The 11,614-nt window shown below is 35.2% G+C and carries 14 protein-coding genes; 5 read left to right on the top strand and 9 right to left on the bottom strand.

Going from position 1 to position 11,614, the window contains the following annotated elements; genetic code table 11:
* Window positions 1-11: 11 nt before the first annotated feature.
* Window positions 12-494 (bottom strand): glutathione peroxidase, encoded by a 483-nt coding sequence (gene bsaA / locus COE49_RS10615; protein WP_088230439.1) that lies wholly within the window; start codon window positions 492-494, stop codon window positions 12-14.
* 224 nt (window positions 495-718) lie between these two features.
* Here bsaA and COE49_RS10610 point away from each other — a divergent pair, with 224 nt between their 5' ends.
* The 3 genes from COE49_RS10610 to COE49_RS10600 all read left to right on the top strand — a co-directional run bounded on the left by COE49_RS10610 (window position 719) and on the right by COE49_RS10600 (window position 2,516).
* Entirely contained in the window at window positions 719-928 is a 210-nt protein-coding gene (locus COE49_RS10610) for a DUF3925 domain-containing protein (protein ID WP_088230440.1), read from the top strand.
* Window positions 929-1,024: 96 nt separating this feature from the next.
* On the top strand, window positions 1,025-1,996 hold the full coding sequence (locus COE49_RS10605) for an MBL fold metallo-hydrolase (RefSeq protein WP_088230441.1): 972 nt from the start codon (window positions 1,025-1,027) through the stop codon (window positions 1,994-1,996).
* 85 nt (window positions 1,997-2,081) lie between these two features.
* Complete coding sequence (locus tag COE49_RS10600; protein ID WP_141552084.1) at window positions 2,082-2,516, top strand: hypothetical protein; 435 nt, start codon at window positions 2,082-2,084, stop codon at window positions 2,514-2,516.
* Window positions 2,517-2,569: 53 nt separating this feature from the next.
* Here the strand turns inward: COE49_RS10600 and COE49_RS10595 are convergent, their stop codons facing one another.
* Together COE49_RS10595 and COE49_RS10590 are read right to left on the bottom strand one after the other, a co-directional pair.
* Window positions 2,570-3,250, bottom strand: a complete 681-nt coding sequence (locus COE49_RS10595) for a DUF3600 domain-containing protein (protein WP_088230443.1) — start codon at window positions 3,248-3,250, stop codon at window positions 2,570-2,572.
* Entirely contained in the window at window positions 3,247-3,825 is a 579-nt protein-coding gene (locus COE49_RS10590) for a sigma-70 family RNA polymerase sigma factor (RefSeq protein ID WP_098252283.1), read from the bottom strand. The genes COE49_RS10595 and COE49_RS10590 overlap by 4 nt, the downstream gene beginning before the upstream one ends.
* A 208-nt stretch (window positions 3,826-4,033) precedes the next feature.
* Between COE49_RS10590 and COE49_RS10585 the strand changes: the two genes are divergently transcribed.
* Both COE49_RS10585 and COE49_RS10580 read left to right on the top strand, forming a co-directional pair.
* Window positions 4,034-5,020, top strand: a complete 987-nt coding sequence (locus COE49_RS10585; protein ID WP_048656744.1) for a quinone oxidoreductase family protein — start codon at window positions 4,034-4,036, stop codon at window positions 5,018-5,020.
* A 29-nt stretch (window positions 5,021-5,049) separates the two neighbouring features.
* Entirely contained in the window at window positions 5,050-5,688 is a 639-nt protein-coding gene (locus tag COE49_RS10580) for a zinc dependent phospholipase C family protein (RefSeq protein WP_098356903.1), read from the top strand.
* Window positions 5,689-5,733: 45 nt separating this feature from the next.
* On the opposite strand, the gene COE49_RS10575 is transcribed toward COE49_RS10580, so the two are convergent.
* From COE49_RS10575 to COE49_RS10550, 6 genes are all read right to left on the bottom strand, one after another.
* The gene (locus COE49_RS10575) at window positions 5,734-6,117 is read right to left on the bottom strand and encodes a VOC family protein (RefSeq protein ID WP_000581467.1); all 384 of its coding nucleotides are present in this window, start codon (window positions 6,115-6,117) and stop codon (window positions 5,734-5,736) included.
* A gap of 55 nt (window positions 6,118-6,172) precedes the next feature.
* Entirely contained in the window at window positions 6,173-6,982 is an 810-nt protein-coding gene (locus tag COE49_RS10570; RefSeq protein WP_071740306.1) for a sugar phosphate isomerase/epimerase family protein, read from the bottom strand.
* 217 nt (window positions 6,983-7,199) lie between these two features.
* Complete coding sequence (locus COE49_RS10565; protein WP_098252282.1) at window positions 7,200-8,369, bottom strand: DEAD/DEAH box helicase; 1,170 nt, start codon at window positions 8,367-8,369, stop codon at window positions 7,200-7,202.
* A gap of 19 nt (window positions 8,370-8,388) precedes the next feature.
* Window positions 8,389-8,916: a hypothetical protein gene (locus COE49_RS10560; protein WP_141552224.1), complete on the bottom strand. Its 528-nt coding sequence runs from the start codon at window positions 8,914-8,916 to the stop codon at window positions 8,389-8,391.
* Between the two features lie 90 nt (window positions 8,917-9,006).
* On the bottom strand, window positions 9,007-10,695 hold the full coding sequence (locus COE49_RS10555; protein WP_088230624.1) for a formate--tetrahydrofolate ligase: 1,689 nt from the start codon (window positions 10,693-10,695) through the stop codon (window positions 9,007-9,009).
* Window positions 10,696-10,789: 94 nt separating this feature from the next.
* Window positions 10,790-11,470 (bottom strand): class I SAM-dependent methyltransferase, encoded by a 681-nt coding sequence (locus COE49_RS10550; RefSeq protein ID WP_098252280.1) that lies wholly within the window; start codon window positions 11,468-11,470, stop codon window positions 10,790-10,792.
* Between the last annotated feature and the right edge of the window lie 144 nt (window positions 11,471-11,614).

The raw sequence follows: 11,614 nt of genomic DNA, 5'->3' as shown, positions 1-11,614 counted from the left end.
GAAACTCCTAGTTATTCTCCAAGTACCTTTTCAATCTCAACCTCTAAATCCACTGGCTTCGTCTGCGGTGCAAAACGCCCTACTACTTTCCCGTCTTTTCCAATTAAAAACTTCGTAAAGTTCCATTTTACTGCTTTCATACCGAGTAAACCTGGTGCTTGTTCTGTCATGTATGTATACAGAGGATGAGCCTTGTCACCTTTTACATCAATCTTAGCAAACATCGGGAAGTTTACACCGTAGTTTAACTCACAAAAACTAGTAATATCTGCTTCTGTACCTGGTTCTTGTCCTCCGAATTGATTACAAGGGAAACCGAGTATTTCTAATCCTTGGTCTTTATATTTATCATATACTTCTTGTAATCCTTTATATTGCGGTGTAAAACCACACTTGCTAGCTACATTTACAATAAGAAGTGCTTTTCCTTCGTAATCTTTTAACGATTTTTCTTCACCTGTAATTGTTTTAGCTGAAAAATCATAAATTGTCATTGTTCCTGCCCCTCTCTACACTATCATTCTATGTTTATACTATACTACATTCGTGAATATACGGCTCTTATTACATACTTACACACCGAAATGATAGCGCTTTATTTTTGTTCAAAAATTCGACACAAACTACTAGACTTTTATGATGGAAAGTTTTACAATTAAATTGTGAACAAAATGTGACAGTTGATATTCCATTATAAAAGAAAAGGATGGTGTTCGTTATGAAAACTGCACAACATGAAACGATTTCAAATCGAGAGTTTTATTTCGTACTATATATGATGTTATTGTATGTTACTGGTTGGGTAATCGATGTGAATGGTTTATTCTTAAGCTCCTACTTTAATTTAGCAGGAGAGATTATGCTTCCATTAGTTGGCGGGCTTGTTGGACTGTTCGTAATGTCTATCAATAAAGAACAAACGAAATAACAACATTAGAAAAAAGGCAGAAGACGAGGTTCGTTTTCTGCCTTTTTTCTTTTTTAGCGTATAATAGAAACATGCAGTATATAAGGAGTGGTAAATATGAAAAAAGTAGAGCAATTATCTTCTCACCTATATCTTATTGATGATTTCGATTTACAACATAATGAACGAACTGGTACGTACGTTTTATTAGGTGATGATATTACTTTAATTGAAACTTGTGCAGCCCCTTCTCTTCCGTATATTTTAGACGGCTTACAACAATTACATATTGATTTAAACGATGTAAAAAACATTATCGTTACACATGTTCATTTAGATCACGCAGGGGCAGCTGGTTTAATGATGGAAAAGTGCCCAAATGCTACTTTATATGTGCATTCTCGTGGTGCTCGTCATATGATTGATCCAACAAAACTCATTTTAGGTGCAAAAGCTGTGTACAAAGAAGATTTCGATAAACTTTTCGATCCAATTCTTCCTATAGAAGAAGAACGTGTTCATATTGTACAAAATGGTGATACGTTAAAAATTGCAGAAGACCGCACCCTTACGTTTTATGATACGCCAGGACATGCGAAACACCATATTAGCATTCATGATTCATTAACAAACGGTATTTTCACTGGCGATACAATTGGAATTTACTATAGAGAGCTCGCAGACCTTGGTGTAGAGTTATATCTACCGTCAACGTCCCCTTCACAATTTCAGCCAGATGCAATGATTGCTTCTAAAAATCACATTCAAAGTATGAATGTAAACACTATTTATTTCGGCCATTACGGCGCTTCATCCAATGTTACAGAAGTATATAACCAGCTGGAACATTGGTTACCTATTTTCGTTCATACTGGTAAAGAGGTCTTTGAACAGTATAATGACTTCGATGAAGCGACTAAGGCTTTACAAACTGTATTAATGGATAACATCACTTCTCACCTTACAAAATTAAACGTCCCATCCAATCATTCCGTTTATAACATTTTACATCTAGATATAGAAATTAGCGCGATGGGCATTATTGATTATTTCACGAAACAAGAAAACGCAAACTCCACTATTAAATAACAGTAAAAGAAGAGACATACAACCGTAGTTATTGTATATCTCTTCTTTTTTTGAATATATTTTTAGTAAAGGATGGTGGAATGCAATGCAAAAAGTGATGCTATACCTCTGCTTTACATTATTTATCGTCTTACTATTATTTGTAGGAGTGAAAATTCAATTTTATTTAGATACAGACGCGCAAGTAAACTTTAACATTTATCCAAGGCTTTTCTACTATACACTCTTTCCTCTTGTAGTCGGCATTTTATTACGTTTCCTTCAATCTATTAATCGCGAAACGAGTAAACAAAACTGGAGCTTTCAACCGGATAAATTTATTGCGATTACAGTTCCTACAATATTAATTTCCTTTTCACCAGCACTACTCTTTTCACCAGTTGGCAAATACCTACCTTATTTAACTAATATTATTCTTGTGAATACAACTTTTGTTACGATAATTAGTTTAATAGCTGGTTATTCACTTTTAGATTGTTTTATACAAAAAGATTCTGCAACTATGAAAAAATATGATTAAATATTCTTGTTTCAATAGAGAAAGCTCAAAGCTAAAGCTATGAGCTTTCCTACTTATCGTACTTTTTCGTCTACATACTCCATAAACTGCTCCGCTTTAATAAATCTTTCTTTGTATTCCTCAGGTACTTCGTCTACTGTTATCCCACCACTTGATTTCGTTTTTACTAATACGGTTTGATATGACATTAATGCTTCCATATATTGTTCATATTCTTCAGGAGTTAATACTTCTTTACTAGATTTATGGCCATTTAATTTATCAAAATATGGCTGAAGCTCCATCTCTATTTTTTTCATTTCTTCTTTTTTAGCTGATGTTAATTGATCGTAATCAATATTACCGTTCGAATCTCCGTACTCAAGCTTAGCATTTGTTAATTTTTTTAGATGTTTGGTAAACTCTTCATATTCCTTTGCACCCATTTCATCTTTCGCTTCTGATAACTTCGCATTAAAACGCATATACGCTTCTAATGTCATCGCTCCAGCATGTTTTTTTAGGTTTTCAAAAGATCCGTATATACCATCTGCCATAATAGATTGATAAGCAAAACCGGTCGTAGGGATTAAAAATGCTGCTGCAAGCACTCCTGCGATAAGACGTTTCTTCACCTTACTTCCCCCGCGCTTCATTTTTATTTGAACGATTACTTTTTCTTTTAACTCCGGCGGGGCTACAATCCCCTTCGCTTCTTCTTGTATAGATTCTCTAACTCTACAATCTAAACTCATTTCACATTCCCTACCTCTCCTAAAAAGATTTCTTCTACTTGCTCTTTTTGACGTAGTTTCTTTAATGCCGCATGAATTCTAGACTTCACTGTACCGATTGGAATATGTAATATTTGTGCTACTTCTTCTTGTGAATAATCGTGTAAGTATCTTAAAATAATAACTTGTTTCAATTTATACGGTAATTTATGAATGAGTTCGATTAGTTTTTGGTTTGATATTTTACTTACAACATCGTTAGAAAAATCAATTTGCACTGGCTTTCTTTGCTCTTCTGCTTTTTTTACAATTCGTAGTCGCATCCACCTCTTTCTTCTATAAGAATGAATTTGTTTAATCGCAAGTCCAATTAACCAAGGGCGAAATGGCTTCTCGCTATCATACTTACGAAGCGATTCGTATAGCTGTATGTATATTTCTTGAACGACATCATCTACATCCGTTTTATCATCTATTAAGAAATGCGCTGTTTTATATACTTCTTGAATCGTTTTATCATACAATTCGCTATACGCTTCTTTATTGCCTGATAAAGTTAATTGAATTAAATGTGCGTAATCTATTTCACCCTTCATATTCCAGCCCTCCTTTGTCTTACACTATATATTGGCAGGTAATTCATATTTCGTTCGATTTTTCCGAAAAAGTTTTTTATATAAATTAATATAATGATCCACTGAGTTCATAAGCTTCACTTATAACCACACATAACTATTATATAATTTTCCAATTTCTGATAAAGATTTAAAATAATTTATATAGTCAAATTTAGGAGGACATATAATGAAAGCTATCGTTGTAACGTCGTTCGGTGGTCCTGAAGTGATGAAATATACAGATTTTGATATACCGGCTATTTCAGAAGATCAAGTTTTAATTCGCGTAGTTGCTACTAGTGTAAATTTCGCTGATATTAAATCACGTTATGGCAAAAAAGGAAATAAAGCACTACCTTTTATTCCAGGTATAGATGCCACTGGTATTGTAGAACGTGTCGGTTCTCATGTGAAAAATATTCACCCTGGACAACGTGTCATTGCTTTTCCTCAAAATGGATCTTACGCAGAATACGTTGTTGCAAATGAAAATCTTACTTTCGTTTTACCCCATGAAGTCGACTTTCAAACTGCAGCCGCTTGTCCGATCGTATCTTTTACAAGCTATAGTTTACTCGCAAATGTTGCAAGGATTCAAAAAGGTGAATCTGTACTCATTCATGCGGCTGCTGGCGGAATTGGCACTACTGCTATTCAACTTGCTAAACTATTAGAGGCTGGAACAGTTATAGGCACTGTCGGAAGTGAAGCAAAAAAAGAAATTGCTTTAGATGCTGGAGCTGATTATGTTATTTGTCATCAAGATGAAGATTTTGTAGAGAAAGTCAATGAACTGACAAATGGTGAAGGGGTTGATGTAATTTTAGACTCTATTTCTGGAACGGTTTCTGAAAGAAGTTTAAACTGCCTTGCTTATTACGGTCGCCTCGTTCATTTCGGTAATGCTAGCGGTGAAATTGGTAACTTTCAAACGAAAGATTTACATGCAAGTTGCCGTTCTATACTCGGTTTTAGCTTTGGAACCACACGAAAAAAGCGTCCTGAACTGCTCCAAGAAACTGCAAATGAAGTTTTCCGTTATTTGCGTGACGGACGTTTACAAATTAAGGCTACGAAATCTTTTCCACTTCAAAATGCAGGGAAAGCACATGAATGGGTCGAAAGTAGAAAAAGTACAGGGAAAGTAATACTAACTGTTCAGTCCTCTTCCTGAAATGAATACTGGAAACAGAGGTGGCATTCATGGGATCACGAATTATGCATGTTATTATCGCTAACGGTATTGCCGAAAAACTATGTATTCAAGATAAAACTTCTTTCATACTTGGAGGTGTAGCCCCTGATGCGGTTCATTCAGCAGAAGAAAAAGGAACTTCACATTTTTACGCTGGCACAACGAAAAACTATACGAGAAGGATAGATTTCAATTCTTTTTTTCAAAAATATAAAGCTCAAATGGATTCCCCTTTTCTCTTAGGCTATTACACCCACCTCATTGCCGATGATAATTGGCTAAGTGGCTTTTTTCTACCGTGGCTAAAAAATAGAATAGAAAATGACGAAACCATCGCACCTATGTACTATAACGATTTTAAATTGTTAAATGCAAAGTTGCTTCATCATTACGATAAAGAACAACAGCTTTTCTCTCTTCTCAATCAAGAGGCTCACATTGTGGATATTGAGGAGGTTTCTAAAGAAAACGTTTTAGAATTTCGAAAGTATCTTTTTGAAGATATGTTATATCCAAAGCAACATTTGCATGAAGACTTACAAGTATTTACGTTTGACCAAATTGTTGGCTATATTGAGACAGCTATTGAAAAAGGAGTATTTTTTATTAAACAACTCTCTAATGAAAAATCCACTTCAAAAATTTAATCCCCCTCAAATATATTTGAGGGGGATTTTCACATAGCAATATTATTATTGGTTCTTCTCCATAACCGCAAAATAATTCCCTTCGCTATCAGCAAAGTTAAACACTTTACCAGAAGGCATAGTTACCATTTCTCCAACAGTAACATTTTTATTTGTTAAATCTGTATATAGTTGATCAAGATTTTCTGAGAAGAACATTAAAGACGGTGTACCAAGATTCAATTCTGGGCTCATTTTCGAAATAACTTCTTTATTATGTAATATAATGCTCGTTTCCGCACCGCTTTTCGGAGCGATTTCAATCCATCTCATTCCTTGCTTATTATCTTCCTCTGCAACTACATGAAACCCTACCTTCTCCGTCCAAAAATTTACTGCCTCATCTTGATTATTTACATATAACATAATTTGTCCTACTTTATGGATCATTACATTTCCCCCTAATGGTTTTTATATTCTATGTAGCTTTCTACAAATACTATCGTTATTCCTTTTGAGTTGGTATGTACTTCTTTGCAAAATTTATCGACTGACTCATCCCATCCAGTTCATCAAAATAATCATTTCTTTCAATCATGTTATATCCGTCGAATCCAATTTTATCTAATACTTTGAAGAATATATCGAAATCTACTTCACCATTCCCTGCTGCGACTTCTATATACTTAGTTGAACGATCACTTTTCACTTCTTTACAATCTTTAATATGAGTTTGTACTATATAATCTTTTAATAGTAATAAACCTTCTCCCGGATTTTCATTTACATCACTTATTAAATTTGCTGGGTCAAAGTTAACAGCTAGTCCTTTCGAGTTTGCAGTTTCTAAAAATCGTTTTAATACTATTGCTTTTTCAGATCCCGTCTCAATGGCGAAGAATCCTCCAAATCTGAACGCTAAGTCCCCTATTTCATTACAAACACGTAGCATTTTATCATAGTACTCACTATTTTCATCATCAGGGATTTTCCCAATATGGGCTGTTACTACGTTAGCTCCTAACCCTAACCCTTTATCAGTAATATATTTAAAACTCTCTATTACACATTCAGCTTCAGTTCCTATTATTCCATTTTCTCCGAAGCTAATTGCTAATGACGGGACTTGAATCTCATTAAAAGATAAGTTTTCTTTTAAAGTGTTCCATTGTACCTTTGAAATGTTAGCTAAGTTGAAAGTCGGATTCATAGCATATAATTGAATATATTCTAAATCCCATTCCCTTGCTTTTTGTATTCCTTCGTTTACTTCAATATATTTTGTATTCAAAAACATTCCTAATTTCCTATCCATATGTGTACCTTCTTTTTATTATTTCGTGTCAGTTTAATATTCGACTTTTTTATATTATTTCCTCGTATAAACCAAATAAATAAACTACCCTTTTTTCGATACTCCCAGTAGAAGCATATATATGATAGGCACATTAAAAACACTAATACAATTCCCATTATCACTTGTTTACAAACAAAAAAGACGTAACTACAAATAGTTACGCCTTCTCCATCATTTATCTAGGCTTTTTCTTCCCAGTAAATGCTGGTTTCTTTTTCTTTGGTGCTTTCGGTTTCGTTTCTACAAATGATCCTTTGAACATTTCTTGCTTCGTAAATACGATGCCTAGTTTTTTCGCAAATTGCAGTAATTTGCGCTCTTCTTGTGGTGTTACAAGAGATACGACAGTTCCTTCTTTACCCATACGTCCAGTACGTCCTGAGCGGTGAATGTATTGGTCTACTGTGTCTGGTAATTCTAAGTGAATTACATGTGTTAAATCGTCAATATCGATTCCACGTGCTGCAATATCAGTAGCAAGTAGGATTTCTAATTTCCCTCCGCGGAATGCACGCATCGTTGCTTCACGCTCTTGTTTACTTGCTTCTGCATGAAGGGCTGCTGCTTTCATTTTGCGGAATTTCAATTTCTGAGTAATTTCATCTAAACGGAATGGATCGTTTAAGAAAGCAACTGCTTTTACATCACCCATATGCACAATTCTTCTTACATAATCATTTTTTTCGCGTCGCTCACAAATGATATATGTGTGCTCAACTAAGCTTTTTGACTCTTCACGTGTTACACGTGTTAATTGTGGTTCCACTGCTAAATCACGTGCTGCATCTTCTGCTGCTTTTGTCATTGTCGCTGAGAAGAATACTAATTGACGGTCGCGCATCGTTGATTTAATTACATCTTGTACAGCACCCATCATTTTTTGTTTTACAATTTGATCGAACTCATCAAATACAATTGTTTTCACTTCATGCATTTTTAGTTTTTTCATACGAATTAATTCTAAAATACGTCCTGGTGAACCGACAATTACTCTTGGGTGTTTCTTTAATTTTTCAACTTGGCGCTTAATATCTGCACCACCAATTAAAGATGCCCCTGAAATTTCAGTTCCTGCTGTAAACTTTTGAACCTCTTCATGAATTTGCATTACAAGTTCACGTGTTGGCGCTAAAACAACAACTTGTGGCTGTTTTACTTCAGGATTAATTTTATGTAAAAGGGGTAATAAGTACGCCAATGTTTTTCCTGTTCCAGTTGGAGATTCAGCTATAACGTCTTGTCCTTCTAAAATAGTTGGAATCGCTTGTTTTTGAATTTCAGTTAATTCTTTAAAACCAGCCTTCTCCCAAGCTTGTTGTAAAAATGGTTGCATATCTTTTATCATTTGTTTTTCTCCTTTATCTCTATTTTTGAAGAAAATGTTGTATTGTTCGCACCGTTTCTATCATGTGTGAAATAACAGCTATTAAATCATCAACATGGTCTTCTGTAATCGCTTTTTGAAATAGAACCTCTACCTTATTATGATATGAAATCGCTTGCTTATTATATTCGTATGAAAGTTTCTGCATAATCATTCTTTCTTTTCCCCATATAGAATGCATGAAAGTTTCAATTTTTTCGCACACTACCTCTGGCTTTTCTATCGGGAATGAAAATGCTAACTTCATTTCACAACCTGGTGTAAACTGTGGTACTTCTAATATTTCACCAGACAAGTTCTTTGCATCCACAGATAGTGAAAATGTAGCTTCTACTAACGGTTCGAATGGTTCTGTTAATTGAAATGAAATATGATATATACGACTTAATGAAGCAAGGTCCATCATATCTTTTCGATCTGTTACAAGAATGTCTCCGTGTAAATCAAAATCATAAACAGCACCTTCTACGATTACTTTTAAATTGTCAAAAGCAGTTGGATCAAACATAATTTCCTCCAAAAAACAGGCGCCTTTCGATGGAAAGGCGCCACTTGATGTATATATAGTTTACAGATAAACGAGATGAATTACAACCTTTTAGAATAAACCTACTGCTTTTCCATCTTCATTTACATCCATTTGTAGTGCTGCTGGTTGTTTTGGAAGACCTGGCATTGTTAACATTGTTCCTGTTAACGCAACGATAAACCCTGCACCGATAGATGGTTTTAGTTCACGAATTGTTACGATGAAGTCAGATGGACGCCCTAATTTCGCTGCATCGTCAGAAAGAGAGTATTGTGTTTTCGCCATACAAACTGGTAGGTTGCTCCAACCTTCTCCTTCATATTGAGCCAATTGCTTACGTGCTTTCGGAGCAAATTCAATATCTTTTGCGCCGTATACTTTTTGAGCAATTGTACGAATTTTTTCTTCTAATGGCAATTCTAATTCATAAAGTGGTGCGTAGTTGTTTTCACCTTTTTCGATTTCTTTTAATACTTTCTCAGCAAGGTCAACTCCGCCTTGGCCACCTTTCTCCCAAACTTCTGTTAAGGATACTGCATAGCCACGCTCATTACACCACTCTTGTAAGTAAGCAACTTCTGCATCTGTATCTGTAATGAATTTATTAATTGCAATTACGAAAGGCACACCGAAGCTTTGAATTGTTTCAACATGCTTCTGTAAATTTTCCATACCTTTTGCTAATGCATCTACATTTTCTTCTTTTAATTGATCTTTTGCTACGCCGCCATGCATTTTAAGCGCACGAATAGTCGCAACAATAACAACTGCTTCTGGTTTAATGCCAGCTGCACGAGCTTTAATATCTAAAAACTTCTCTGCACCTAAATCTGCGCCGAATCCAGCTTCTGTAATAACATAATCACCTAATTTTGCTGCCATTGTAGTAGCGATAACACTGTTACAACCGTGAGCGATATTCGCAAATGGTCCGCCATGAATGATAGCTGGTGTATTTTCTAACGTTTGTACTAAGTTCGGTTTTAATGCGTCTTTTAATAATAATGTTAACGCACCTTCTACACCTAAATCTTTAACCGTTACAGGTTGATTTGCAAAGTTATAAGCAACTACGATGCGAGATAGACGTGCTTTTAAATCTTGAATATCTGTTGCAAGGCAGAATACGGCCATAATTTCAGATGCTACTGTAATATCAAAACCGTCTTCACGTGGTACACCTTGAACTGGTCCACCAAGACCAATTACTACGTTACGAAGGGCACGATCATTTAAGTCAACACAGCGTTTCCAAACGATTTTACGCGTATCAATTCCAAGTGTGTTTCCTTGTTGGATATGATTATCAATAAACGCCGCTAACGCGTTATTGGCAGTTGTAATCGCATGAATATCTCCAGTAAAGTGAAGGTTAATATCTTCCATTGGTACGACTTGTGAAAAACCGCCACCTGCTGCTCCGCCCTTTAGTCCCATCGTTGGTCCAAGAGATGGTTCGCGAAGTGCAATTACTGTTTTCTTACCAATTTTATTAAAAGCTTGACCTAAACCAACTGTTACTGTTGATTTACCTTCTCCAGCTGGAGTTGGGTTAATTGCTGTTACTAAAACAACTTTACCGTCTTTCTCATCTTGTAAGCGCTTAAAAATATCAAGAGATAACTTACCTTTATAATGCCCGTATGGCTCTAATTCATCTTCTAAAATATTTAAATCAGCTGCAATTTCTTGAATTTTTTTCATACTTGCTTCTTGTGCGATTTCAATATCAGATTTAACTGTTGTAGTAGTTGTCATATACCCTAGTCCCCCTTTAATTGGTTCTGATGATATTGTATCAGTTTTTTGTATTTTCTGCACTTATTTACCTCCTAAAAATTCTTTCTTTTCTTTATACGTTTTTTAACATAAATACCCATAAGAATGTTAATGATTGTTGTAACTCTGTAGGTAGTTGATCTAACATCTTCTCATTTACTCCGCGCTTATACACACCGATGCCATCTACAACTTCAAAACCTTGTTCTTTCGCTAATTGTTCAAATTCCCAAGGCATCATCGTATTACAAACAACGTCTTTGCCGTATAAACGAGGATAACTGTTCTCTCGAGGCTTTGCTGTCGGTCCTAAAATCGCAATACATGCATAACCCTCTTTCTTTAAAACACGCTTTATTTCATTCAATGCTAGTAATGGATTCTCGGTCCATTCTAATGAGTTAATCGCCATAATCGCTTCAAATTGTTCATTTTCAAAAGGTAAGGAAGAAAGATCCCCTTTCACAAAAGATAAATTTGGGCCTTCTCCGCGTTCTTTACCTTTTTGAATCATTACTTCCGATAAATCTACTCCGACTGCCTTATAACCCGAGCCACTTAATTTATATGTACCATATCCATCACCACAACCAACATCGAGTACTTGAGCTTCTTTTTCCACGTACTGCTCAAAAAATGGAATAATTGTGCTCCTGCTACCACTGTCCCACATTTCTTGACTATTTTGATTCCAAAACTCTGCACTACTATCCCATTTCTTCTCTGCTGATTCGTGCCAATTAAATTTCGTCATACATTCCCCTACCTTCACGTATTATCATTCATTTCATTCTACATCATTTTCCAAAATTCCTGTTTATCTTCATAAGGAGATGTACAAGCTAAAGTTAGAATCTCTATTCTCCAATTTTTGCTTTACTTGGGTTTAACTCATACT

Origin of the sequence: Bacillus sp. AFS029637, assembly GCF_002584985.1 — a bacterium.
Classification (GTDB): domain Bacteria; phylum Bacillota; class Bacilli; order Bacillales; family Bacillaceae_G; genus Bacillus_A.
Note: the sequence above shows the minus strand (reverse complement) of the source record. Positions and strands in the feature narration are given on the sequence as shown.